Here is a 25,221-nt window from a genome sequence, read left to right as displayed (position 1 = left end):
GAATTATCTGTTTAAAATTTTAGCAATGATAACTCCTGCAATCAATCCGCCGGCCAGAGCCGTTCCCAGACTAACTTCAGGATTCTTTTTCACATACTTCTTCGCTTGTTTATACTCTTTTCTGAGGTCTTTTTGCAGACGATCTCTTTCTTTTTGCAATTTAATTACCAGATCATCATAAGCCTCATTAAGCGCTTCTTTCTCTTTTTCAATGACGTCTTTCAGTTCTTTCTCTAGTTTTTTTACATTTTCCATAATCGGTCTCCTTAAATAGTTGTTTGTTACTTAAAAATCTCCTTTTACCGGCATTCATGCAACACTATCTGTTGATGGAATATCCTGATCTCTATATTGTAACTCATAAAGTTTTCGATAGATTCCATCTTCCTTGCCTATCAAGGCTTTATGGGATCCTTTCTCCCTTATTTTTCCTTTGTGCATCACCAAAATTTTATCAGCTCCTCTAATGGTAGATAACCGGTGAGCAATTACAATGGATGTTCGTCCTTGCATCATTTTCTCACACGCTTTGGAAACCAATTCTTCAGTTTCAGAATCCACACTTGAGGTGGCTTCATCCAGAATAAGAATTTTTGGATCATAAACCATCGCACGAACAAAGCAAATAAGCTGTCTCTGCCCCATTGAAAGAGAGGCTCCCCGTTCATTCAGAACGTAATCATAACCACCGGGTAGTTTTGATATAAAATGATGACTATCCACCTCTTTGGAAGCCTTGATAACATCTTCTCTGGAAATATTCTTATTTCCAAGCGTAATGTTTTCTAAAACTGTTCCGGAAAAAAGAGCATTATCCTGCAGTACCAATCCAAAGTTTTTGCGCAGATCCTCGAGCGATAGATTTTTAATATTATGACCATCAAGAAGTATTTCTCCTTCTTCGATGTCGTAATATCTCATGAGCAAATTGATAATTGTAGACTTTCCTGCACCGGTTGCACCAACTATGGCGAGTGACTCACCGGGTTTTGCAGAAAAAGTGACATCTTTTAGGATAGTCTCGTCATCTTTATTGTACGAAAACCAAACGTTCTTAAAATCAATTCTGCCTTTAATCTCTTTGATATGGTCAGGTGTATCCGATTCATCAACCTGATTTTCTGTATCCAAAACATCAAAAATCCGTTCTGATGAGGCCAATGCAGATTGAAGCGTATTGTATTTTTCCGACAATCCTCTAATTGGATTGAAAAACTGCCGAACATATTGAATGAAGGCCAACAGTACACCGAATGATACCTCATCCATTAAAGCTCTCGCTCCACCGTACCAAACAACCAATGCCATGGCCAAACTTGCTAATACCTCTACAACAGGCCAAAAGATTGAAAAGTAAAAGATGGTTTGAATGTGAGCATCTTTATGCTCTGCATTTATCGAACGGAATCTATTTTTCTGTTTCTTTTCACGATTGAATAGCTGAACAACAGCCATGCCACTGATATGCTCCTGAACAAATGAATTGAGCCGGGCAATTTGATCTCTTACCTCTAAAAAAGCAGATCGTACTTTCCCCTTAAACCAAAAAGTTGAATAAAATAAAATTGGCAAAACAAGAATAGCAATAATGGTGAGTTCCCAACTCATCATCAACATGAAATAGAGAATAAAGAAGATCCTGAACAGATCACCGATCATGTTAACAATGCCATCAGATAGCAACTCACTCAGTGCTTCAATATCACTGGTTGTACGAGTGATAAGGCGGCCAATGGGATTTTTGTCAAAAAACTGGACGTGCAAAGATTGAATTTTTTCGAAAACTGCATTACGCAATCGGAAAAGTGCCCCTTGTCCGAACCAACGGGTCAGGTAAGTATTCATCACTAAAATGATGAACTCCCCGATTAGAGCCATTCCAAGCAAGGCAATGATCCACATCAAGCCGTTGTAATCTCCAACAGAGATGTAATCATCAACGGCAACTTGTGTAAGCTTAGGCCGTACCGTACCCAGAAAAGCGGCAGACAGGGTCAGGCCAATGGCTAGCAGTGCCCACCATTTATAGGGTTGGAAAAAGTAGTAAAGCCGCCGAATCAATACAGAATCGACGGCTTTAGAGTCCTGTTTATTACTCAAATCAATTCGATTTTAAAATCTGTCGAAATCGTCGAAAGGTGTTCTTGGAGTAATGTGTTTTGGCGGTCTTGACGTTCCCTCATTCTGGTCATTTTGGTCACGTCTGTCACGTTTGTCGCTATAATCCCTGCTTGAACGATCCTTTCGTTTTCTTCCCTGATCACTTCTGCTTCTGCGATTGCTGCTGCTACTGCGATCAGAACTTCTTCCTCGACCGGATGATGATTTCCGTTTCCTGAAGTTTTTCTTACCCCGGTCGCTACTGCCACGGCTACTTCTGCCGCTGCTGCTTCCCTTGGAGCTGCTGCTCTTACTGTCGTCAATTTCTTTGATATAGACTTTTTGCTGAACAATCCCTTTCTCCTGAGCTGGGTTTGTGAAGATTGGACGCAGTTCAGTAGCAAGCCAAGCCGGGAAAAACTTCTCGCGCGCTTCACGTAACAAAATAAATGGGTTGGTATAGCGTGCTGAAAAATGACTGATAACCAAAAGCTTGGTTTGAGCTTCATTTGCAACACGGGCAGCATCATTTGAAGTTGAATGCCCTGTTTCAGCAGCTTTATCAGCCAGACTCTCGCTAAAGGTTGCTTCGTGATAAAGTATATTCGTGTTCATCGCGAGCTTCACAGAGTTCGGACAGTATTTCGTATCTGTGATGTAAGCAAAACTGTCACCGGGTCTGGGATGACCAACAATCTCATAAGATTTGATAACCGTACCATCTTCCAGCTCTACATCTTCACCGGCCTTTAGTGCTTTATACTGTTCGTCCTCGGTTATACCCAGTTTTTCTGCCTTCTCAGCATCTACCTTTCCGGGTTTATCTTTTTCCTGAAAACGGTATCCTAGACAAAACTTTGTATGATTTAACGGACGGGCTTCAACATAGTATTCTTCTGTATCGACAACGCGTTCGGATTCAATATCCTCTTCAACCTCCACATAATTGATTCCAAAACTGAGCTCAAGGTTTGCAAATTTAAAATTAAATTCTAAAAACTCTTTTATGCCTTTTGGACCAATAACTGTTAAATCCCGGTCTCTTCGCTGAAGCTGAAGTGTAGAAATCAATCCGATTAAACCGGAATAATGGTCTACGTCAAAATGAGATATAAAAATATTTTCAATTTTGGATCTTTTTAATCCTGCCTGAAGCATTCTCATCTGTGCATTTTCACCGCAATCGAAAAGGTGAATATCCCCTTCGCGCCATAGTGCCACTGATGATAGGTGTCTTGTTGCTGTTGGAGTTGCAGATGCAACACCTAATGGTACAATGATCATAGTATCTCCCGCTGTGTGTTTTTTAGGGCTTTTGCCATTCAAACAAAAGGAACCCTGTTAAGCATTCTATATTATTTTTAAATCTGAGCTAATTCTTGTTCGAGTAGTTGTTTTTGATACATTCTTGCATAGTGCCCATTTTCTGCAAGTAATTTATCATGAGAACCTTGTTCTATTATAGAACCGTCTTGAATATAAAAAATTATATCGGCGTTTTTAACTGTAGATATTCGATGCGAAATCATGATTGTAGTTCTACCGGTAAGCTTTTCATTCAAATGTTTTAAAATGGCTTCTTCCGTATTTGTATCTACAGCGCTTAAAGAATCGTCCAGTACAATTATTCTGGGATCTTTGATGAGTGCTCTTGCAATCGCTGTTCTCTGTTTTTGTCCACCCGAAAGAGTTATACCCCGTTCACCTACCATTGTCTCAAATTTTTTCTCAAATTCCAAAATATTCTCCAAAACCTGAGCACTGTCAGCAGCGTCTTCAACCATCTTCATGGAAGCATTCTCTACGCCAAATGCAATATTCTCTTTAATGGTTGTAGAGAAAAGAAAAGTTTCCTGAGGTACATATCCAATAATCTCTCTGAGTTGAGATAAATTCCAGTCTCTTAGATTTATCCCATCGATAAAAATTTCACCTTCACTGGGATCAAACAGGCGGGGAATCAAGTTTACAAGTGTTGTTTTTCCAGACCCGGTTCGACCTACAATAGCAACTTTATCTCCGGAATTAATGGTCAGATTAATATTTTTTAGAGCAAATTCGTCTGCACCGGGGTATTTAAAGCTAACATTTTTGAACTGAATCTTTCCTCTTATACTCTGATCCTTTAGTCTATTCTTATCGTCTTTTATCTCAATGGGCTCTGTCAATAGTTTGTCAATTCTCTCCCATGAGGCCAAGGATTTTTGCAGGGTGTTTACCGTATATCCCAAAGAGGCAACCGGCCAGGTCAGATAAGCCACATAAATTACAAATTCAGCGATGTTGCCAACTGTAATGACGTCATCAATCACCATCAGTCCACCTTGCCATACAACAATAACAACTGAGGTTCCAATCAGTAAATTCAGGGTTGGGTGAAATAGTGACTCAACCAAATCCAGCTTTAATTTCTTTTTACGGTACGAGTCGCTGATCTTTTCAAAACGATCCTGTTCATAATTCTCCCGATTAAATGCCTTTATCAGGCGTATGCTGCTAAAGGTTTCCTGAGCTCTGCCAGCAACCCGTGAGTACTGTTCCTGTATGATCAGTTGATATTTGTTAATAAATCCACTTACCCAATAGGCAAATGCAGAGAGAAATGGCAGCGGAACAAGAGCCCAGAATGTCAGCTCAGGATTTACAATAATCATCATAGTGATGATAAACCCTGCCCTTGTAAATGTATTTATGGTGTACATTAACACCGGACCGAAATACTCCCGAACCCTGGCTACATCTTCCGTAGCTCTTACATAAACATCTCCCGATTTATTTGCGGCAAAATAACGCTGGGGAAGTTTGAAAAGCTTTGCTATGATCCGATTTCGAATATCAAATTCGATCTTTCTAGAGCTGACGATGAGCGTTTGGCGGGTAGCAAAAAGTAGTATACCGTACATTAAAACTGTACCGATGAGCAACAACGAGTTGTAAGCCAGAACTACACCCGCCTCACTGCTAAACAGGACCTCAAAAACGGATGTGTAATCTCCGGAGTAGTCATCTACCACGAGCTCCACCTCATCCATTGTTCGTCTGATAAATACAGGAATCCAGATAAGAAAGAAATTGGACGCCGTAAGAAACAGCCCCCCAAGCAGTATTGTGCCTTTATAATCCCTTAAATACTGATTCAGTTTTTTTAGAGAATCCACTCTCAGGTTTTTAAATTTTTAATGCTGATACTTTATAAGAACCTGACGCAATATTGATTCATTCCAAGCCTTTATACTTTTCAATCCAGTGCTTGGCAAGTTTGTAACCGGATCGATAAGCGGCGTCGACATCATTTCCCTCAAAGTAGTCTCCAACTAAAGCCAATGGAGTTTCTTCTATTTCCATTTCAAAATAAGGTCGTTTCAAGGACTTCATAGGCTGACTGAATTTCCAGAAATGAAGCTGACTCCATTCCGGAGTTGTCGTCCAGCCGCCCACAATTTCTGCTAACTCAGAAAGCAATGCTTTTTTCACTTGTTCCTCATCAGAGTGTCTGTGATTTCTTGCAAACGCCGGAGATGATTGTACAATTAAAGTACAGTTTTCGCCAACATCACGTTTAGAGCCCTCATTAGAAATAAAACGTATGGAACTGTTTTTACATTGAATGGCCTGCCACTTAGGATGAACAGTATCACCATAACCCAACATTAAAGAGTAAGACGGATCGTAAGAAACTTCATCAATTTCACGGATCATTTTAAGTGTAGACACTTCATCTGTAGTGGTATTCAGTATCCCATAGGCTTGTGGAGCCGGAGTAGCAATAATTACAGCGTCAGCTTCAAATGTTTCCCTGGAAAGAAGGTTTATCATCCAGGATCGTTTCTTACGCCGATTTTCCCCGATATGAGTTAATCCACCAACTTTGGTATCAGACTTAACATCCACCCATCGGCTTAGATATTTACCAATTGAGTTCATACCATCAACAGCAGTAAAAATAGCAGAATCCCTTTTATTTGGATTTCTCTCTACAATTTTCTCACCATCGTAGAAAAGAAAATCCTCACCCCATAGCTGAATGATCTTTTTATCGAGCAATTCCGCAGTAAACTGCTGAAATTCAGGAGAATCTGCAGTAAAGTATGAGACTCCGTGATCCAGTTTAAGTTGCAGATCTTTTCCGGTGTATCGGGTAGCCATACGACCTCCAAACCCTCTGCTCTTTTCCAATATTGTGACTTCGTGGCCAGCCTGAGCCAGAAGGCGTCCGGCTGTTAATCCTGCAATTCCTGCTCCGATAATCCCAATTACCATATCAAATCCTTAGTGCCAGTTAGTATTTATTAAGTTGTCGTCTTAAAAAAATTTGAAGTAGATAAGTTAAAGAACTAAACGGTCTACTTCTCATTCTTTTTTAGCGGATATGTTTTAAATATCAAAAACTGTTACCCTGGGTGTTGCTGCTTTTTTATCAAGTAATGCTGGCCAGTAGGCAACAACATCACTGGCTTTGGGGCGACCTCCGGCAAATCCGGTAACTCCACTGGGACCTGTCAAAATTAAAGGCGCAATTTCCATTCCGAATCTGTTCAGGTCTTCACGGGATTCACCGTGAACAGACACACGAAGCTGTACTTCATTCATATCGCTCAGATCCTGTTTCAAAGCGTCCATATCTTCATTGCAGGCATTTAAACCCACCAATTCAATATTGGTGTCCCTGAACTTTATACCTAGCTTCTCTGCTCTTTTCAACAGAATATTGCCTGCTGCCTTTGCTTTCTTTACAGCATCGGGCCAGCTGTACACAAGTGTTGATGACAGCTTATACCCATCAATGTAACTTGCAGATATTTTATATGTCGGTGTAGCCGGTCTTCCTTTAATTCCCCATATTTTAACCCGGTTTTCTCCATCCTGTTCAAGCTGAATGGATGAAAAATCAGCAATACAATCCGGTGTGATATAGCTGGATGGATCACCGATTTCGTAAAGCAGCTGCTCTTTTACCGTCATTTCTGAAACCAATCCACCTGTATTTTCATGTTTGGTTACATAAAATGTTCCGTCGGGATGTGCTTCAATAATTGGAAAACCGATATCGACAAAATCATCTACTTTTTCCCAATCTGTAAAATTACCGCCTGAAACCTGACCACCGCATTCAATAATGTGACCGGCAATGGTTCCTGTTGACATTAAATCGTAATTCTCAAAATCCCATCCAAATTCGTACACCATAGGAGCCAGTGTTAAACCCGTATCTGTAACTCTGCCGGTAATTACAATATCAGCACCCATTTCAAGTGCTTTTACAATAGGCTGGCAACCAAAATATACATTTGCACTTAACAGCTCATCTTTTACTTCCGTAATAGGGGCACCGGTTTCCATGTTTTTCAACTGATGACCATCTGCAATAATTTCATCCAAATTTGGCAAGATATCATCACCATCAACTACCGCAACCTTAATTCCGGAGTACCCCTTTTCCTTGGCAATTTTAAGAATAGCGTCTTTACATGCCACCGGATTTACACCACCTGCATTAGAGATCACTTTCACTCCATCATTTTTGATTTCATCCAATGTGTTCTCTATTACATTGACAAAATCGCGGGCATATCCGTAATTCTCATTTCGCATACGCTGCTTCTGCATGATAGACATGGTAACCTCTGCAAGATAATCCATCACCAAATAGTCAATCTTACCTCTTTTCACCTGTTCCAATGGTGCATCGGGCAGGTCGCCCCAAAACCCTTGACCTGATGCAATTTTGATATACTCTTTCACAAATAGCTCCTTTTTTGATTAAACATCGAGACTCAAATATCGTGATTTTAATCGAAGTTCTGAAACCTGATTCCGCCAAAATATGTATCCCAATTTTCTGGTATAAAAGATTTTTGCCTGAAAGTAAAAAAGTCCGCATGGTTCTGCATACGGACTTGAATAGTAATCACTTCACAACCCAGGCTAATCGTTTAAGCTATACCTGCAAAACTCCGGTTTTAAATTCAGGAATATCAGGATTATGGTCCGCACACTCAATGGCTTCCGATATACGAGATCTTGTTGATGCAGGATGGATAATCTCATCTACCCACAATCTGGCCGCAGCATAACGTACATCCGTTTGCTTATCGTAGCGGCTTTTAATACGCTGTAAAATTTCAGCTTTGTCTTCATCCGATAACTCCTCACCCCTTTTCTCCAGTGAAGAGACCTGAATTTGTGTCAATACCTTTGCTGCTTGTGTTCCGCCCATCACCGCTATTTGAGCAGTAGGCCAAGCATAAATGAAGCGGGGATCATACGCTTTACCACACATTGCATAGTTCCCGGCACCGTAGCTGTTACCTACAATAACTGTAATTTTGGGTACGGTTGAATTTGCTACTGCATTCACCATTTTTGCTCCATCTTTGATGATTCCGCCATGCTCACTTCGCTTTCCAATCATAAAGCCGGTTACATCCTGTAGAAAAATAATTGGAACATTCTTTTGATTGCAGTTCATGATAAATCGAGCGGCTTTGTCGGCACTATCTGAGTAGATCACACCGCCAATTTGCATTTCACCTTGTTTATTCTTGACAATCTTACGCTGATTGGCCACAATTCCTACACTCCATCCATCAATGCGAGCATAGCCTGTGATGAGCGTGTTGCCATACCCTTTTTTATATTCAGTGAATGAGTCGGCGTCTATGATACTTTTAATGACCGTATGCATATCGTACGGTTTGGTTCGATCAGCCGGAAACTCTTCCAGCATTTTCTCAGGTGCAACTTCCGGTTTAACAGCCTCTTTTCGATTGAATCCGGCTCGCTCTTTGGGACCCAATTTATCAACCAGGTCACGAATTGTTAGCAGACACTCGGTGTCATCTTTCATCTTGTAGTCGGTAACACCGCTGATTTCCGTATGAGTGGTAGCTCCCCCAAGGGTTTCATTGTCCACTTCTTCACCAATGGCGGCTTTTACCAAATAGCTTCCTGCCAGAAATACACTTCCTGTGCCATCAACAATCAGAGCTTCATCACTCATGATGGGCAGATAGGCTCCACCTGCAACACAACTTCCCATAATGGCTGCTATCTGCGGAATTCCCTTCGCACTGATCACTGCATTATTCCTGAAAATTCGGCCAAAATGTTCTTTATCCGGAAAAATTTGATCCTGCATGGGCAGATAAACACCGGCTGAATCCACCAGGTAAATGATGGGCAAATGATTTTCTATCGCTATCTCCTGAGCACGAAGGTTTTTTTTCGCCGTCATTGGAAACCAAGCACCTGCCTTTACGGTTGCATCATTGGCAACAATCATACATGTCTTGCCGCTTACCTTTCCTGTACCGACAACCACACCCGCCGAAGGACATCCTCCTTCTTCTTCATACATTTCGTAGGCCGCCCAAAGCCCAAGCTCAGAAAGTTCTTCGCCATCATCTAAAAGCATATCAATCCTTTCCCGGGCCGTTAGTTTTCCTTTTTTATGCTCTTTTTCTATTCTTTTCTTTCCGCCGCCTTGTTTTATTGTAGCTTCTTCTTTTCTCAATGAATCAAGTAATCCGTCAAGCCAGTCTTCTTTCATGTCTTTGGTAGATTTAAGTTAATTTTTCGGATTGATAATACTGATTGTATCGTTCACGTTCCAAATATGTCAATGTTTTCGTACGTTCAATCCATAAATAATTACGAGATTATAAAATAATGCAACGAATAGCACTTTTTCTCATAGCACTGTTCCTGTTTACAATAACAGATGCTGATGCACAACGACAAACAACATATGAGTCTCTATTGAGACAATCAGATCAACCTTCAGCATATTCTGATCATGTTGTTTTACCACAGATTAATTCAAATAGCACAGTAGCGGTTCTATTTCGCCTGGAGCATGATTTTTTGCCCTTTTTAAGAGTTCGGCCAAACATGTCGGCTCCATCAGAAGAGTTTAGCTATTTTTCTCCTGTTCGCATGGGTCTTGAAATATTTGAAGGTGAACACCGAAGTTCGAGAAGAGAAACAAGACCTACCGGCGTTCCCATTTTCCGTGAGATGTGGAGTGATACCGTTTGGGTTGAAACATTTGAAGATACCCAATCCCGTTATGATCATGTTCAGGGAGTTTTATCAACCCAGTTGGAACACGGTACGTATCACTATCAGCTTCAGCTGGCACGTGGCGGATCGGAAAGAGAAAGCCCATCTCAAGTTCGGCCTTTGGCGGTCCATGATCCCGACAGTTTAAAAAAGGCAGACTTCTTTATTGTAAATGATTTAGATCGCAGCAGTAATCAAATAAATGCAACCTTTTTGAATTATGGATCAAATGTGCTTTATGGGCAAAATTACAGTCTCTTGATTCGGCTCCCAAAAGCAGATTCAGATGTTTCAGATGATGAACGCTACGAGCTTTCAATATACAGAGTCCAAAATGGAGAAAAATCAGCTACAGCAGATCCTCACTTTACTACAGTGATAGACACTGATAAATATTTTAATGCCTCAGAGTCAGCTATTAGAAAAAACGGTGATGATATTGAAGTTGAACTCCTTGCCGGTGAAGGTGGGGTTTTATACGCAGATGTTTTAGTTCCGAATGTGGAATTTGAAAATGCGAGTTATAAAATTGAATTGAAGGATCTTGAACAAGATGAAGTTGTTGGTGAAAAAAGTATTCAGTCCAGATGGATAGATATGCCGGTTTCGCTTTACAATCTTGATGTCTCAATAGATATGCTGAAATTTATTGTAGATGAAAGAGAACTCAAGAATTTGAACTCAGGTTCAAAAGCTGAACGGGAACGCAAGTTTCGTGAATTCTGGGAAGAGCGTGATCCAACTCCCGATACAGAATTTAATGAGCTCATGACGGAGTACTATGAACGAATTGACTATGCATATCAGAACTTTTCGTCATTTCAAACACCCGGTTATGATACAGACCGTGGAAAAACGTATATCCTGTATGGTCCTCCAACAAATATAGACAGACAGCTTCTGCCTAATCAGCCCACAAGAGAAATTTGGGAGTACCCGGATAGAGAGCTAATTTTCGAAGCCGTTTCCGGTTTGGGAGATTTCAGATTGATTTCTGAATCCTAATTTATCATACAATTTCTAAGTGAGCTTTTGAGCCACACATAACCTTAACTGTTTTTCGGTATGAGACCAAAGATTGCGATCAGCATGGGAGATTTTAACGGCATCGGACCGGAAGTGGTGCTGAAACATCTCTCATCTGTTGACCTATCAATATCTACGCCTGTAATTATTGGATCTGAAAAGGTTTTTCAATTTTATGAGTCGAAACTAAACATTCAAATATCCAGAAATCAGGTTTCAAAAACTGAAGAAATCAAAGATGATATCGTCAATATTTTAAGTGTAACCGAACCGGACAGTAGTGACATTCAGCCGACAAAAATTACAGAAGCTGCCGGAAAGGCTGCCATGAGAGCTGTTGAATATGGAATTAACAGTTGTCTTGCTCATAAAACGGATGCATTGGTCACAGCCCCTATTTCGAAAGAGGCCATTCACAAAGCCGGTTATCACTATCCGGGTCACACGGAATTTTTAGCTGAAAAAACCGGTACTGAGTACTTCATGATGATTTTAGCCACGGATCAGTTAAGAGTAGGATTGTTAACCGGTCACATTCCAATCAAAGACGTTGCACAATCCGTTCAAAAGGATACCATCATTAAAAAACTGGAAAGCCTACATACTAGTCTTAAAGAGAACTTTGGGATTAAAAATCCGAAGATTGCTGTGCTGGGATTAAACCCCCATGCCGGTGATGGAGGTGTACTGGGAACCGAAGAAATAGAGACGATAATTCCTGCAATAAATCTTGCAAATAAAAAAGGTATTGAAGCAGAAGGCCCCTACCCCGCCGATGGATTTTTTGGCAGTCAAAAACAGAATCAATTTGATGCGATATTAGCGATGTATCACGACCAGGGATTAATCCCCTTCAAAACTCTCAGTTTTGGCAAAGGAGTGAATTTTACAGCCGGACTTCCCATTATCCGAACTTCTCCTGATCACGGTACAGCATACGATATTGCCGGATTAAACAGAGCCAATCCGGATTCTTTTTCAGCCGCATACAATTTGGCTGTTGATATGGCTCAACTTCAAATGGAGGGCATTTCTGCTGATGAGTAATCAAGTTTCTACTCAAAAAAATTACTCTGCTCTCGCTCAAATATATGATGATGTAATGGTGGAGGTGGATTACGAAACCTGGACCGATTACATTGATGAGATTATCTATCAATATCATCCGGATGCCCAGTCTGTGTTAGAATTGGCGTGCGGTACTGGTACAATGGCTTTATCACTTGAAGAATTGGCAGCCTACGAAATTACGGCCACAGATGGTTCTCCAGAAATGATTGATGTTGCCAAACAAAAAGCCAAAAGTTCATATTCGGATGTTCAGTTCCTTACTCGCGACTTTCTAAACCTGCAACTGGACCAAAATTTTGATGTTGTATTTATGGTTTTCGACAGCCTGAACTATCTCCATAGCGAAGAAAATATTCTTAAGCTGCACAGTGAAGTGCGAAACGTTTTAAACCCGGGCGGCTTATTTATTTATGACTTTACCACCCCAAGAAACTCCAGAATTGCTATTAAATATTTGAACAACGAGTCTCGCCGGATTAATAATCTTTACAGATACCGGAGAAAAAGCACCTATAATGCTAAGAATCGAGAGCATACCAATCGATTTGAAATTGAGAAGTTAAACAGTGAAAGCGGTCAGGTTATTGAAAGATTCCAGGAAGAGCACTGTCAACACATTTATACTCTCGAGGAAATAGAAAGTATCATAAAGAAGACAGAATTTTCTATTTTAAATGCGTTTGATGGATTTGCGCTAAAACAAGCTCACGAAAAAAGTTTAAGAATAACGATGGTACTGCAATGAGTGAAAGTGATGTAATAGAAATGCACGATGTTACCGTTGCATACGAAAGTGAACCCGTTCTTGATACTGTGAATTTTTCCCTTGGAGTCGGTGAATTTTGCTACGTGATTGGTAAAACCGGTGCCGGTAAAAGTTCATTTCTAAAACTTCTCTACAGTGATATCAAACCGAATCACGGCATGATTCGCGTTGCCGACTATAAAGTCAGCAGTTTACAGGATAAAGAGATTCCACATCTTCGCAGACGATTGGGAATTGTATTTCAGGATTTCCAACTGTTACCCGATCGTAACGTATTTGAAAATGTTGCTTTTGCTCTTCGGGTAACCGGCCACAAACAAAAATTTATCAAACACAGAGTGCTGGAAGTACTCGGTTTAGTTGGCTTGAGTCATAAACGAAAAGCCATGCCCAAAGATCTCTCAGGTGGTGAACAGCAGAGAGTGGTTATTGCGAGAGCGCTTGCTAATGAGCCAAGATTGCTTCTTGCCGATGAGCCTACAGGTAATCTCGATCCCGGAGCGAGCAGCTCCATTATGGAGCTATTGCAGCAGATCAACAATCGTGGAATGGCGGTTCTAATGGTAACCCACGACTATGACATGGTTCGAAAATATCCTCACCGTACTGTACAAATCAGGGATGGCGGACTACATGAGATTCATGTCCTATAATTGTAATTGAACTAGATTGATCTCAGAAAATACGTTCACGATTTATTAATGAATACTTCCCTCCCACAATTGAATTCAATCAAGAATACGAGAGGGAAGTTTGAAGTATTTAAGGTGTAAAGTTAAATCGCGCAGTCATTAAGAACGTTCTGCCGGGCATTGGATAACCATCAATATATTGAAATTCTTGGTCCGTTAAGTTTTGAACCCTTCCTGATAGATTCATCTGTACTGAATTAAAAGGAATCCGAACCTGTGCAAAAAGATCCAAGTATCGATAGGAATCCAGAGGATCGGACAGACTGTTATCTTGAGTTGTATATCTCTCTCCTATATATCTGAAATCAGCTCCCATTGAGAACTTATCCAAGTCTGCTTTCAGATGAGCCCGATGAGACCATTCAGGTACATAAACCAACTGATCACCTTCTGTGTCCGGATTCATCTCATCTTCAGAAACAATCGCTTTTGTATAATCTGACCCCAACTCTGCATGCAGCCGAAGTTTGGAACTTAATTGTATTTCCTTTCGAACAGACAATTCTACACCGGATGTCTCAATTTCATTAACATTCCGAACTGATAACCCTTCAGACCCAAAAAGCCACTGAATACCGTCCATCTGGCGACTGAAAAATCCGACAACTTCCGTTTCTAACCGACCAAAGCCATCACCATATTCAGAAATGGATAACAATCCTCCTTCAAACTTATGATTCGTTTCAGGTTCTAAATCCGGATTTCCACCATTTGGCCAAAAGAGATCATTCAAGGTTGGTGCTACAAAGTTTCGGCTCCACTGCCCTTTTACAATAAGAAGATCCTCCAGTAGCCGATAGTTAGCTCCTAACGAACCACTTATCGCGTCCCCGGCAACTTCGTAGTAGTCGTACCGTAACCCTCCAAAAAGACGAAGGGATTCGATTGGATTTAACTCTGCATTCAGTCTGTATGCAAAGTTGAATTGAGATTCATTCTGCTCAAAATTTGTACTTTCCACACGATTCACACTAAACGTTACCGATTGATCCGTTTTTAGCTGCTGCAGCCATTGTTGTTTCCATCCAACCTCATTAGAAAATGATTTTATGTTGGTTTCGCTTTCAGTTCCAAATGCCTGATCGGTATAATCAGTATCAGCATCACTGTAAATAATGTTACTGTAGATTACAGACTGATTGGTTTTGTACTCTATTCCTGTAGCCGAGCGCAAAGCTCTATCGTCCTGAACAGCGGTCTCACTTGGAAAGTAGAGAGATCCGGGTGATTCATTCTCTACACCGTAGAGCCATAGTGTAGTTTGAATATTTATGTCTTCTGTTTGATACCCGGCATTTAGCATTCCATGGAGCCCTTCAACTCTGTTATGTACCCTGGATTGCGTTTCCCCTTCAAACTGATAATCATAATCATTATTAGAGGCTTCTCGTTGTAAAGCCAGCCCTGCCTGCCAATTACCGAACCGCTGAGAAGCTTTTATACCCTGAATATTTTGCCCGTACGAACCAAAAGTTTGCCAGCCCGAATATTGGCTCCTTCCGGCCCCAGAATCTAAATAGAGAGTTCCCCCTGCTGCAGAACTTCCATACGCTGTACTGCTATTCCCTGCACTAAGCTCCATCGACTGTATGAAGCTGGCAGGCATTAGAGACAGATCAAAAACACCATTTACAGGATCATTAAGATTAAAATTATTCCAGACTACCTGCGTCCGGCCGGGGCTATATCCTCTCATAGATAAGTTCGATAGTCCTCCGGGGCCATAATTACGGATCATGGCAGAGCTTCTTCTTTCAATTATTGCAGAAATATCACCCGATCCGTAAACATCAAGCTGGTTGGCGGAAAATCTCGTTACGGAAATGGGTTGATGCTTCTTCTCTGTATCAAATCTTGTGGATTGAACAGTAATTTCATCCAGCGCCAATGTATCCGATACAGCTTGAGAAAGCAGAGTTGATGGTAAACATAGATATAGGAATAGAGATACAAACAGTGTTTGCACAGATAAAGATTTCATAAGTAAATAGGATTATTCTTTCGATTGTAATGAATCGTTCCGAAAACTTTAACTCCCGAAAGTTTTCTGGGAAATAGAATATGTGGCAGGTCTCCTGGCTTATTCAAATGTTGGTTCACCCTTCCCGTCCTATCTGGGGACAGTGGCAAGATATGGATCAACATTTACTGAATACTCGATATGAGTTCAGCACTGAATGTACAGTTGCGGGTACAGCTTCCGAGTTTAACGGAATTCCCTTTTCATCCGGATATCATATTTTCAGATATCAGAACACCACGTTTTAACTATTCCAAAGAACTACGCTAAGCTACGGGCATCGGATAAACTATCAAAAATTTCTTTTCCACAACCTGTTAATAACTTCCATTTTTTAAATTCAAATTTTTCATCATCCCGATAATAATTGATTCGTTCTACTGATCTCATGATGATTGATTTAACATCCGGAACAAGTCAAATTCCAATGATTAAAATTCTTAAGTTAAGTACCTCTGAAAAGAACAAATCCTGTTTTACTCTATTCATCATGGATAAATTATACACTGTTCCATTTAAAATTCGGTCCTATGAAGTGGATCATAATGAAAGATCTACGCTCTCCTCCATTTGCAACTATTTTCAGGAAGCAGCGGGCATACATGCTCACCATCTGAACTTTGATATTTCCCAACTGCATGCGAAAGGTTTAACCTGGGTACTCTATAAAATGCATGTTATTGTAGATCAACGCCCGAAAAGATGGGAAGATATTGATATCACAACCTGGCCTACAGCCGGTGACGGACTAAGAGCGTTCAGGGATTATGAAATGAAAAGTAAAAATGGAGAGATATTGGCACGTGCTGTGAGTCAGTGGATGGTATTAGATTTAAAAACCAAGCGTCCTGTTCGCACTCCGGCTGAAATATCAAAGATGGGTTTAACGAATAGATCTCATGCGGTAGAGCCAAATAAAAAACAATTAGAAACTGTTACTGAAAACAAGTCTGTTTTGATTACCAAAGTAAACGATAATGACCTGGACATGAATAATCATGTCAACAATGTTCGTTATATCGATTGGATGACCGGGTATCTTCCCAATAGCTTAGTTGATGGAAAACAGTGTCAAGAGATGGAAATCCAATACTTATCAGAAAGTGTAAAAGGTGATGAGATTTATCTTTCGTACGAGCAAAAAGCTGATACTATTCAACAAACGCTATTTAAGAATAGTGATCGAAAAGCCATTGCAACATCACTATCTAAATGGCAGTAACCAATTAATCCTTATCGACAATTTTAGGTTCTTTTGAACGCTTACGTCTGTAATTTTCGGGATGATCTTCCATCTCTTTAAATTCCTTAAAAGTATAGATTAAACCTATAAGGAATAGAATTACTACAATAATGCCGGAGGAAATGAGAAATGGGATATTCATGATCGCCCCCTGTATTTTAGAATTTTAAAATAGGCACCAAAACCGAGAATGGATGGCACCCAAATTCCTACAAATAAACCGGCGTCTTGATTTCCGCTGAACCATAAAAAGATGGATAAAATCATCGAAATGAGTGCGGCAGCCAATATGAAATAGTCTGAACGTTTTAGCATGTAAACTTCTTTGAATTCGAATTTAATTATTTAAAAAAATTACAGTCTAAATCGTTCCTACATCAGAATCAGCTATTCCAATCGGGAGCAAACGTTGGATTTACTAGACGATGATTTTTTTCAAGTGAGTCGATAGCTTCAAAATGATCGTCATCAAGTTCAAAATCGAAAATATCAATATTGCTTTCCAGGTGCTCTCGAGATGTGGCTTTTGGAATAGCTATGACATTTTCCTGCTCAATCAACCATCTTAAGGCAACCTGTGCGGGTGACTTTCCATAAGCATCTCCAATTTCCTGCAGCGTCTCATTTTCCATCACTTTTCCCTGTGCCAGCGGGCTATATGCAGTAATTAGAAAATCGTTGTCGTAAGAGTAATCAAGCAGGTCAAATTGTTCTAAAAAGGGATGGAATTCTACTTGATTCGCAAAAATAGGTATCCGAAGCTCCTCAAGAACGGTTTTAGTCAAACTGAGGGGGAAATTGCTCACACCAATATTCATTGCTTTTCCCTGGTCTCTGAGAACGAGCATCGCTTCAAGTGTCTTCTCCAAAGAGTATTGTTTATTTGGCCAGTGGATCATCAATAAATCCACATACGGAGTTTGCAGATCACTCAGACTCTCTTCAACCGTTTGCAGAACATCATCATGAGCGAGGTTAGTGTGCCATATCTTCGTAGCCAGGAAGATATCTTCTCTCTCAACATTTGAGTATTGAATGGCATCGCCAATCTCTTTTTCGTTTTTGTACATTTGAGCAGTATCGATATGGCGATATCCAATATCTAATGCTTCTGCTACTACTTTTTTACACTCTTTGCCGTACAATTTATAAGTACCCAAACCAATTTCGGGCACGTCTACGCCCTGAGCTGTTTTAAACTGCATGAATAGTTTCGTTATCCTATCTTTTCTATTAAATGATTTATCTTTTGTAAGATATTCTAGTTACCGCGAAAATGCCAATTTCGATACATTAAAACTAAATGAAAAATAGCCCCTTATCATTTATCTGTTTTTTGACAGAAGTATTAACTCCGTTCTACTTGATCAATGTAATTTTTCGAGTAAAAATTCGGCTGCCAACTTCCAGTTGAACAATGTAGACACCACTTGGCATTTCGGAGGCATTCCATGATATCGTATGCTCCCCAGCTCCAATAGGTTCATCAGCAAGAAGAGCTACCTGCTGACCCACAATATTATATACTCCTATTTTTACCGGTTGCTGTTCCGGCAGATAAAAAACTATGTTGGTAGATGGGTTAAATGGATTTGGATAATTTTGCCTCAGTTCAACTGAACCGGGTCTTTCTGTCTCCTCTGTAATACCTGCTGAAGATTCATACGGTTTCATTGTAACGGTAAATCGCTCGTCTTCATCCGGATTAAATGCGGTAATAGTACCGGGCTCGACTTCCATCTGTTTTAGATCTCCTTCAGATGCAGTTACACGAAACTCATAGCTGCCCTGTTCTTTCATATCAATCTCACTCCCGGTGAGATTATCCTTAAGAGTCAATATCCATTCATCAGGTATGTCTAACATATCTGACCAATCCAAAACGGCCTGATAGGTTCTGTCACTGGAAATTACACCCACATCAAACGAATAGGTTTGATCAAGATCAAATGGGAAATGTACAAAACTATTTGTTCGGTCAGCACTTTCGTCGGATGAGATATGCATCATCGACAAGTCGTTGCGTATTTTCTCGTCATTTGAAATTGGCAATAGTTTAGGCAGGTCGAACCGTGTTGAAGTCTGTCCCCTCTCCTCTCTTAAAAACCCAACGATTGAATGATCCAGTCGTTTTCTGGATCCATCCTGAGTTAGCTCCAAAAAACTAAAATGAATAAATCGATCCATGCGATTTCCTTGAATACTACGGGTCTCGGCTGAGAATACTCCAGGATCATTCACAGAACGGTTTACGATTAAGGGATCCCATCTGCTTACTTTGGAATTCTCGTCATAAAGCAGTTGAAATTTCTGATCTGTATTATTCCAGTATAAATAAACAGGAGAAACTCTGCGCCCTGAATCATCAGTTAATTTACCTATTGTATTTTGAAGATCATCCTGAGCAGTCACAATCTTTGAAGAAGTATCATTAATTGGATAACTCTTATCAGAAAGATTTTGAGTTGATTCAACAGAATACAATTTCCTGGATGTTCCATCTTCCTGATATATAAAAAGAGGCTCGTTTGGTTCGAAGTCTGAAAAAGAACCCACTTCGCTTCTAACCATGTTAATGTTTTGGAAATTAATCCGGCTCAGTCTCTCATCGAGTAGTCCCGGTGAGGAAATAAAATACCAGCCATTACCTGTAAGCTCTTTAACAAACAGTTTTTGCGCACTCCCGGCATTTCCAGGAGATGCTGATACATTTCCTGATAAAGTCGTTGCTGAGGGTGATAAATATTGCAAACTGGTGTACCCATCAAAGGCATTGGAAATGCGATTCAACTCCAGTGAACGATCCGTATCCATTCGTTCAAATGTAGCTTTAGCTACCTCTCTGTCCCCACTATACAGTTCTACAAATCCGTTGTTATCAGATAATATTGAATTGCTATATCGATAAACCTGATTAGACCGGATAAATTCCGGGGAACTGGCAGAGGTTATTACACCAAAACTGTTGGGTGAAAGTTCAAAATCTGTACGAATCATACTTGATCCATTCGAAGTTCGAACTTCAACTCCTTTAAGCGAGATTGTTTTCTCTGTAGGGTTATACAGTTCTACAAATTCAACATTGCCGTTACTTAACTCGGTAGTGGGTAAAATTTCTGTAATAATCAGATCACCCCGTTTCATTTCACTTGGTGTAAATATCTCGGGAAATAATTCAACATGCTGAATGGCAACCGGAATTTGATCCGCATCCATTTCACCATTTCGGTCTATCCATTCAAATTCTATTGCTTCCTCTTGCTCCAAAAGTATTTGGTCGAGCGTAGATTGTACTGAGAATGAGTTCCATCCTTCTTTATCTCCTCGTAACATAGAACTGTTCAATGTAGCTCCGGGAACATCCGTCCATTCTTGGTCTCCAAGTTTATACCGAAGCTGCAGTGAAAAGTCCGAATTATCAGTAGGCAAATAGAGTAGATCAAATGCGACATTTATCCCATCTATCATAGAAGATGTCGTATTCGCCAGACTCAGATAAAAAAGACGGTTTTTGGGTGAGTTAGCAGGTTTTAATCCGCCAATCGCATAATCTCCACTCTCACTTTCAACAAAAAATGGTGAAGCGCTATCTGAAGATTCTCCCCAAGGTCTAATCGTAATCTCTTCTCCTTCAAAAAAAAGAGAAGATATATCACTTGGAGTGAGCTGAATAATTTGGGATTGGTTAAGGGAACCGGATGCACTGAAAGCAATCTCTAAACCTCTTTCATCCTGAATTACAACTTGTGCCTGAGACCTTGCTGTAATGAGAAATGTAAAAGCCAAAAGATAAAACAGAACAGTAAAAATTCCCTTCTGTAGCGGTTTCCCCATAGGCTGATTAATAGTTAACAGTTTCTCTGTTTTATTATGTAACAAAAATAACAATTAAAACAGAAAGATTGTTGTAGTATTCTAATAAATTTGTGTTAAATCTGTGAGCTCCTCAACCTTTATCCTGCTCTTTTTTGTAAGCAATGGAAGATCCGGATGATTCATTTCATTAATCTCTGCAAATAACTCTCTCGCATCCTTTTTATTGCCGGAGCTTTCTAAAATTTCTGCTTTTTTAAATTTAAAAATCACATTTTTAGGAAGCTGATCGGTAAGAAGATCGGCGTAGTACAAAGCTTCTTCATATCTCTCTTCTTTATTATAAAGATACATCAACAACATATTGGCGTCATTACTCACATAGCTCTCACTCTCTGCAGCAATTTTTAATTCTTCAAAACCCTGATCTATATCACCGCGAAGACCTGCAATATTTGTAGCCCACTTTAATTCTGATGGAACACTGCCCATCATGTAGTAAAACATACCCCTGCCAATTCTTGCATCCGGGCGATCTGTATCCAGAGATAAAAGTTTGCGTGTGTAACTGAACCCGGTCATACCGCTACGAACAGCCACTCTGTAATTACTTTCACCAGCTGCAACCAAACTTCTGTAACCATGTAAACCGCTCAGCAGTAACACCATGGTAGTATCATTGGGTGAGTTGTCTAACCGCTTTTCACTAAGCTCCACAGCAGTTTCAGACCGATCCAGAAATTCAGTGGCAAGCTCTTCATTCTGATCAATAAAAAAATACTCCCAAAAAGGCATCATTGAGGAGAAAAAGTGTGGCTGTGGATCATTAGGGTTTTCACTCATTAGCTGTGTGAAAATTGTTTCAGCTTTTTCCCATTCGGTGTTGTAAAATGCTTCGATCCCCTCCTCTAATTTTTCATCATATGATTTGGACAAGGACGAGTCCGGCGTACCCGTCATAAATGTAAAGAGCGTTAAAAAATAAACAAGCAGCGTCATTTGTCAGATTATAGTTATTTGGTCAGTTTCAGAACAGTTGCAAACCCTAGAACCTACGTATTCAATCCTGTGATAGTATAAAAACCATAAAGAATCAGTGTCTGTTCTAACTACAGATTCAACGTTTTGATCCGAACTGCAATTCTAAAACAAAAAGAGTCATTTGATATTGTCTGTTTAAATGACTCTTCACTGATTAAAGGTCTTCATCATCAAAGTGCAAAGCCCCTAACTTTCCTTCAGTATGAGCAACAGCTACTGCAACAGCTGCATCCCCTGTCACATTCACGGCTGTTCTAACCATATCCAAAATACGATCGACACCTAAAATAAGTGCTATTCCCTCTATCGGCACCTGAATGGTTTGCAATACGATAACCAGCATGATAATTCCTGCCCCCGGTACTCCGGCCGCTCCTATTGACGCCAATGTTGCAGTCAAAACAATCGTTAACTGCTGAGCAATCGAAAGATCCATTCCCAGTGCCTGTGCAATAAATACAGCTGCCACTGCCTGATAAAGGCTGGTTCCGTCCATGTTAATTGTAGCTCCCACAGGGAGAACAAAACTGGAGACTTCCTCATCTACTCCGAGGTTATTCTCTACTCTCTCCATGGTAACCGGAAGCGTAGCTGCACTTGAACTTGTACTGAAACCTAAGAGAACAGCCGGCTGAATTGCCTTGAAGAAGTCTTTGAGTTTCATCTGACTAAATATTTTAAAAAGGCTTGAATAAACAATCATCACATGAAGAAACAGGCCAAAGACAACAGCAAGCGTGTACCAACCGAGCGCGCTGAGAAGCGTGAGCGCCTGGCTCAAGTCGTCTCCCGCTAGATCCACAATCACAACAGCCATCAGTGCAAATACACCGTAAGGTGCTGTTTTCATAATCAGGTCGACTATTTTGATGATCACATCATTTAAAGACTCGAAGACGTTAATCAGTACCTGACCCTTTTGAATTGGGATTTGAACAATACCTATTCCAATCAGAATGGCAATAAAAACCACCTGAAGCATATTTGCGTTGTCAGAAGCGGCTTCAAAAAAGTTTTCAGGCACAATGTCTACAAAGAAATCGAGGGGACTACGATCCAGGAGTTCTTGTGCGGCTTCATCTCTTCCCTCTACTGATCCGCCATAGCTTTCCATCAGACTGGTTCTTGTCTCCTCAGGTAGCGCTTTTCCGGGCTGCATAATGTTGACCACCCCAAGACCGATTGTAATGGCTAAAGTTGTGGTAATCAAATAAATGGCAATCGTCTTCCCTCCCATTCGGGAAAGCTGACTCATATCATTTAAATTGGAAACTCCAACAACTAAAGAAGCAAGTACAAGAGGTACGGCAATCAACTTCAGAAGAGTTATAAAAATATCACCAAATGGCCGTATATAATCGCTGGTAAATTCATTTAACCCAACTATACTGGAAAAAAGCCCCCAAATAAGGCCAAGTACCATACCGATTATTATTTGCCAATGTAGTTTTCTATACCACTTCATAGAGTTATGATTTTAATAGTTATGAGAGTTAACATGCCGCCAATTCCTGTAGCCAGCCAATTGACAAAACAGTTTTTAAACATGGCATCGCGTTCAATTAATCGATCTGGCCTGAAGCGATGTACATTTTTTGTTTGTAAATAAGCGCCAAGATAGGAATCTGCAACAGAACCAAGAAATCCAGCTGCTGCAATAGCAATAAAAATATGTAAACTGTTTGAATCAGGCTGAATCAGTAAAATACTTGCTATTGCAGAACTGCCTATCATTGCTGCCAGGGTACCCCTTAAGCTGATTCCGCCATCCGTACCCGGATTTACCTTTCTGAAATTGGTTATCAATCGGGTTCTTCCAGGTTTTTTTGAACCCAGTTCAGTAGCCCAGGTATCTGCAGTTGCGGCAGCTATTACACCATATGCAGAGAGTAGCAGATAGTCTTGCTTGAATTGAAACCAGAGCAGGCAGAACACCGCTACCCAAAATCCATTGGCCCACACCTGATAGCCATCCCTTCTGCTGTTATGATAGGGATCTTCAGACCGCAGAGGAACTGAACCGGCATCTACTCCATTTTGTCTTTTCCTTTGAGTAACCAGGCTGCTACTTATGAAGAAAAAAATCAGTGCAAGTGCCAGCCATATGCCACCAAAACCAAACGTTACGGTTCCTAATACGACAGCAGCTTTGGTTGCATCGAGTGTAATCCAATTGAGAAAAAAAGCTATATACGCAACTAATATGGATAGGCCCATTCCAGCTAAGATCATCAAATGATCACTCGATTTCCCCTCAAGTACGAAGAGAAATATAATGACGATCCAGAAAAGATAATTTATGAGCCTGTCCAAAACGATTTAAGATGAGGTTTTGGGTGATGAATCCTCAAGTTTATGGTCTCGTTTCAATATAGAATAGATTACTACAACATAACCTGACAGTATAATGATAGGTGAAAAATAGAGTGATATAATACCATATACTTCATTTTCAAGTCTCATTGCCGTAAAACCAATCACAACCAACAGTACCCCCAATCCCAAAAGTTTATAATTTAAAGGAGTAAATAGCATCGGTTTCTTTTTCTTATTCTTATTCCTTCGTTGCTTCGCACTCATACAGACAATCGGTTCTTTATTTATTGTGATTTAAAAACATACAGGCACTGCTATTGCAAGTAAACACTCTTTTTGATCAATCCCGAATAAAAAAAATCCCCACTGATTCAAAGGATTTACTTTTAATAAGCCCGTTCGATGTTTAAGTTATTCAAATATCTGAAACAGGAAAAATGTTCTTTCTAAGAGAATTTTAAAATATGGAAATCATCCTGGCTTCGGCTAGTCCCCGACGGTCTTATTTGCTCAAACAGATCAATCTGAATTTTACTGTATCCCCTTCTGATATCGAAGAAGTGATGGATGATAGTATGAATCCAAAAGAACTGGTTCAGTCCCTAGCGCTTCAGAAAGGAGAATCGGTGCTTCAGCAACATCCAAATTCGTTTATAATTGCCGCTGATACCATTGTATCTCTGAACGGCAGCTATCTCGGTAAGCCTCAGAACAAAGATGACGCAAAAGAGATGCTTGCCAGGATGAGTGATCAAACCCATGAAGTATACAGCGGCGTATATCTGGCTTTAACACACCAAAATGGAACTTTAATAAAACATCGAACCTTTTCTGAAGAGACGAAAGTTACATTTGGGGCGTTAGAAAAATCGGAAATAGAACGTTATGTCTCAACCGGCAGTCCAATGGATAAAGCCGGATCGTACGGCATTCAGGATGATTTCGGAGCTGTATTCGTTAAAAAAATTAATGGCGATTACAATAACGTTGTTGGGTTTCCACTTTTCAAATTTTATGATCAGGTAAAACTGCACTTTCCAAACGTGTTTAAACAACTGTTTTATTAACTGCT

23 protein-coding genes and 1 riboswitch are annotated in these 25,221 nt (G+C 40.2%); of the genes, 6 read left to right on the top strand and 17 right to left on the bottom strand.

What is annotated here, in order from left to right; all coding sequences use genetic code 11:
* Positions 1-3: 3 nt before the first annotated feature.
* From CWD77_RS02690 to CWD77_RS02660, 7 genes are all read right to left on the bottom strand, one after another.
* Complete coding sequence (locus CWD77_RS02690; RefSeq protein WP_101071685.1) at positions 4-255, bottom strand: hypothetical protein; 252 nt, start codon at positions 253-255, stop codon at positions 4-6.
* Between the two features lie 54 nt (positions 256-309).
* The gene (locus tag CWD77_RS02685; protein WP_101071684.1) at positions 310-2,100 is read right to left on the bottom strand and encodes an ABC transporter ATP-binding protein; all 1,791 of its coding nucleotides are present in this window, start codon (positions 2,098-2,100) and stop codon (positions 310-312) included.
* A 12-nt stretch (positions 2,101-2,112) separates the two neighbouring features.
* Positions 2,113-3,384: a ribonuclease Z gene (gene rnz / locus CWD77_RS02680; protein ID WP_101072916.1), complete on the bottom strand. Its 1,272-nt coding sequence runs from the start codon at positions 3,382-3,384 to the stop codon at positions 2,113-2,115.
* Positions 3,385-3,461: 77 nt separating this feature from the next.
* Entirely contained in the window at positions 3,462-5,258 is a 1,797-nt protein-coding gene (locus tag CWD77_RS02675; RefSeq protein WP_240596613.1) for an ABC transporter ATP-binding protein, read from the bottom strand.
* 58 nt (positions 5,259-5,316) lie between these two features.
* Positions 5,317-6,360, bottom strand: coding sequence for an NAD(P)/FAD-dependent oxidoreductase (locus CWD77_RS02670; RefSeq protein ID WP_101071683.1), 1,044 nt, complete (start codon positions 6,358-6,360; stop codon positions 5,317-5,319).
* 114 nt (positions 6,361-6,474) lie between these two features.
* A complete protein-coding gene (locus tag CWD77_RS02665; RefSeq protein ID WP_101071682.1) occupies positions 6,475-7,842 on the bottom strand; it encodes an acyclic terpene utilization AtuA family protein in 1,368 nt (455 codons plus the stop codon).
* 196 nt (positions 7,843-8,038) lie between these two features.
* Positions 8,039-9,649, bottom strand: coding sequence for an acyl-CoA carboxylase subunit beta (locus CWD77_RS02660; RefSeq protein WP_101071681.1), 1,611 nt, complete (start codon positions 9,647-9,649; stop codon positions 8,039-8,041).
* A 119-nt stretch (positions 9,650-9,768) separates the two neighbouring features.
* On the opposite strand from CWD77_RS02660, the gene CWD77_RS02655 reads away from it, so the two are divergent.
* From CWD77_RS02655 to ftsE, 4 genes are read left to right on the top strand one after another with little or no spacing between them, the layout of a single operon-like run.
* Positions 9,769-11,166, top strand: a complete 1,398-nt coding sequence (locus tag CWD77_RS02655; protein ID WP_101071680.1) for a GWxTD domain-containing protein — start codon at positions 9,769-9,771, stop codon at positions 11,164-11,166.
* 60 nt (positions 11,167-11,226) lie between these two features.
* Positions 11,227-12,234, top strand: coding sequence for a 4-hydroxythreonine-4-phosphate dehydrogenase PdxA (pdxA, locus tag CWD77_RS02650; RefSeq protein WP_101071679.1), 1,008 nt, complete (start codon positions 11,227-11,229; stop codon positions 12,232-12,234).
* On the top strand, positions 12,227-13,003 hold the full coding sequence (locus CWD77_RS02645) for a class I SAM-dependent DNA methyltransferase (RefSeq protein WP_101071678.1): 777 nt from the start codon (positions 12,227-12,229) through the stop codon (positions 13,001-13,003). The genes pdxA and CWD77_RS02645 overlap by 8 nt, the downstream gene beginning before the upstream one ends.
* Positions 13,000-13,677: a cell division ATP-binding protein FtsE gene (gene ftsE / locus CWD77_RS02640; protein WP_101071677.1), complete on the top strand. Its 678-nt coding sequence runs from the start codon at positions 13,000-13,002 to the stop codon at positions 13,675-13,677. The genes CWD77_RS02645 and ftsE overlap by 4 nt, the downstream gene beginning before the upstream one ends.
* Before the next feature lie 109 nt (positions 13,678-13,786).
* Here the strand turns inward: ftsE and CWD77_RS02635 are convergent, their stop codons facing one another.
* Positions 13,787-15,697, bottom strand: a complete 1,911-nt coding sequence (locus CWD77_RS02635) for a TonB-dependent receptor (protein WP_101071676.1) — start codon at positions 15,695-15,697, stop codon at positions 13,787-13,789.
* 67 nt (positions 15,698-15,764) lie between these two features.
* Positions 15,765-15,993, bottom strand: a riboswitch (cobalamin riboswitch).
* A 4-nt stretch (positions 15,994-15,997) separates the two neighbouring features.
* Positions 15,998-16,126 (bottom strand): hypothetical protein, encoded by a 129-nt coding sequence (locus tag CWD77_RS15695; RefSeq protein WP_276307509.1) that lies wholly within the window; start codon positions 16,124-16,126, stop codon positions 15,998-16,000.
* 100 nt (positions 16,127-16,226) lie between these two features.
* On the opposite strand from CWD77_RS15695, the gene CWD77_RS02630 reads away from it, so the two are divergent.
* A complete protein-coding gene (locus tag CWD77_RS02630) occupies positions 16,227-16,958 on the top strand; it encodes an acyl-[acyl-carrier-protein] thioesterase (protein ID WP_165779063.1) in 732 nt (243 codons plus the stop codon).
* A gap of 4 nt (positions 16,959-16,962) precedes the next feature.
* Here the strand turns inward: CWD77_RS02630 and CWD77_RS15520 are convergent, their stop codons facing one another.
* From CWD77_RS15520 to CWD77_RS02600, 8 genes are all read right to left on the bottom strand, one after another.
* Complete coding sequence (locus tag CWD77_RS15520) at positions 16,963-17,121, bottom strand: hypothetical protein (protein ID WP_165779062.1); 159 nt, start codon at positions 17,119-17,121, stop codon at positions 16,963-16,965.
* Entirely contained in the window at positions 17,118-17,294 is a 177-nt protein-coding gene (locus CWD77_RS15515) for a hypothetical protein (RefSeq protein WP_165779061.1), read from the bottom strand. The genes CWD77_RS15520 and CWD77_RS15515 overlap by 4 nt, the downstream gene beginning before the upstream one ends.
* A 68-nt stretch (positions 17,295-17,362) precedes the next feature.
* The gene (locus CWD77_RS02625; protein ID WP_101071674.1) at positions 17,363-18,184 is read right to left on the bottom strand and encodes an aldo/keto reductase; all 822 of its coding nucleotides are present in this window, start codon (positions 18,182-18,184) and stop codon (positions 17,363-17,365) included.
* A 154-nt stretch (positions 18,185-18,338) separates the two neighbouring features.
* Positions 18,339-20,813 carry a T9SS type A sorting domain-containing protein gene (locus CWD77_RS02620; protein ID WP_101071673.1) on the bottom strand — a complete coding sequence of 825 codons (2,475 nt, stop codon included), beginning with the start codon at positions 20,811-20,813 and terminating at the stop codon, positions 18,339-18,341.
* Positions 20,814-20,894: 81 nt separating this feature from the next.
* The gene (locus CWD77_RS02615) at positions 20,895-21,791 is read right to left on the bottom strand and encodes a tetratricopeptide repeat protein (protein ID WP_101071672.1); all 897 of its coding nucleotides are present in this window, start codon (positions 21,789-21,791) and stop codon (positions 20,895-20,897) included.
* A 196-nt stretch (positions 21,792-21,987) separates the two neighbouring features.
* Positions 21,988-23,298 (bottom strand): dicarboxylate/amino acid:cation symporter, encoded by a 1,311-nt coding sequence (locus CWD77_RS02610; RefSeq protein ID WP_101071671.1) that lies wholly within the window; start codon positions 23,296-23,298, stop codon positions 21,988-21,990.
* Positions 23,295-24,065, bottom strand: coding sequence for a DUF92 domain-containing protein (locus tag CWD77_RS02605; RefSeq protein ID WP_133120164.1), 771 nt, complete (start codon positions 24,063-24,065; stop codon positions 23,295-23,297). Before CWD77_RS02605 ends, CWD77_RS02610 begins: the two co-directional genes overlap by 4 nt.
* A gap of 87 nt (positions 24,066-24,152) precedes the next feature.
* The gene (locus tag CWD77_RS02600) at positions 24,153-24,413 is read right to left on the bottom strand and encodes a DUF3098 domain-containing protein (protein ID WP_101071669.1); all 261 of its coding nucleotides are present in this window, start codon (positions 24,411-24,413) and stop codon (positions 24,153-24,155) included.
* A gap of 200 nt (positions 24,414-24,613) precedes the next feature.
* On the opposite strand from CWD77_RS02600, the gene CWD77_RS02595 reads away from it, so the two are divergent.
* Positions 24,614-25,216: a Maf family protein gene (locus tag CWD77_RS02595; protein ID WP_101071668.1), complete on the top strand. Its 603-nt coding sequence runs from the start codon at positions 24,614-24,616 to the stop codon at positions 25,214-25,216.
* Positions 25,217-25,221: the final 5 nt, after the last annotated feature.

Origin of the sequence: Rhodohalobacter barkolensis (assembly GCF_002834295.1) — a bacterium.
In the GTDB taxonomy this organism is placed as follows: Bacteria; Bacteroidota; Rhodothermia; order Balneolales; family Balneolaceae; genus Rhodohalobacter; species Rhodohalobacter barkolensis.
This window is presented reverse-complemented; position numbering and strand designations above follow the sequence as displayed.

Coding starts and splice junctions, on each gene's coding strand:
- CWD77_RS02690 (WP_101071685.1), bottom strand. CDS start 255: ATGGAAAATGTAAAAAAACTAGAGAAAGAACTGAAAGACGTCATTGAA.
- CWD77_RS02625 (WP_101071674.1), bottom strand. CDS start 18,184: ATGCAGTTTAAAACAGCTCAGGGCGTAGACGTGCCCGAAATTGGTTTG.
- CWD77_RS15515 (WP_165779061.1), bottom strand. CDS start 17,294: ATGCTAAAACGTTCAGACTATTTCATATTGGCTGCCGCACTCATTTCG.
- CWD77_RS02655 (WP_101071680.1), top strand. CDS start 9,769: ATGCAACGAATAGCACTTTTTCTCATAGCACTGTTCCTGTTTACAATA.
- pdxA (WP_101071679.1), top strand. CDS start 11,227: ATGAGACCAAAGATTGCGATCAGCATGGGAGATTTTAACGGCATCGGA.
- CWD77_RS02615 (WP_101071672.1), bottom strand. CDS start 21,791: ATGACGCTGCTTGTTTATTTTTTAACGCTCTTTACATTTATGACGGGT.
- ftsE (WP_101071677.1), top strand. CDS start 13,000: ATGAGTGAAAGTGATGTAATAGAAATGCACGATGTTACCGTTGCATAC.
- CWD77_RS15520 (WP_165779062.1), bottom strand. CDS start 17,121: ATGAATATCCCATTTCTCATTTCCTCCGGCATTATTGTAGTAATTCTA.
- CWD77_RS02630 (WP_165779063.1), top strand. CDS start 16,227: ATGGATAAATTATACACTGTTCCATTTAAAATTCGGTCCTATGAAGTG.
- CWD77_RS02660 (WP_101071681.1), bottom strand. CDS start 9,649: ATGAAAGAAGACTGGCTTGACGGATTACTTGATTCATTGAGAAAAGAA.
- rnz (WP_101072916.1), bottom strand. CDS start 3,384: ATGATCATTGTACCATTAGGTGTTGCATCTGCAACTCCAACAGCAACA.
- CWD77_RS02620 (WP_101071673.1), bottom strand. CDS start 20,813: ATGGGGAAACCGCTACAGAAGGGAATTTTTACTGTTCTGTTTTATCTT.
- CWD77_RS15695 (WP_276307509.1), bottom strand. CDS start 16,126: ATGAGATCAGTAGAACGAATCAATTATTATCGGGATGATGAAAAATTT.
- CWD77_RS02595 (WP_101071668.1), top strand. CDS start 24,614: ATGGAAATCATCCTGGCTTCGGCTAGTCCCCGACGGTCTTATTTGCTC.
- CWD77_RS02605 (WP_133120164.1), bottom strand. CDS start 24,065: ATGATCTTAGCTGGAATGGGCCTATCCATATTAGTTGCGTATATAGCT.
- CWD77_RS02670 (WP_101071683.1), bottom strand. CDS start 6,360: ATGGTAATTGGGATTATCGGAGCAGGAATTGCAGGATTAACAGCCGGA.
- CWD77_RS02645 (WP_101071678.1), top strand. CDS start 12,227: ATGAGTAATCAAGTTTCTACTCAAAAAAATTACTCTGCTCTCGCTCAA.
- CWD77_RS02635 (WP_101071676.1), bottom strand. CDS start 15,697: ATGAAATCTTTATCTGTGCAAACACTGTTTGTATCTCTATTCCTATAT.
- CWD77_RS02600 (WP_101071669.1), bottom strand. CDS start 24,413: ATGAGTGCGAAGCAACGAAGGAATAAGAATAAGAAAAAGAAACCGATG.
- CWD77_RS02610 (WP_101071671.1), bottom strand. CDS start 23,298: ATGAAGTGGTATAGAAAACTACATTGGCAAATAATAATCGGTATGGTA.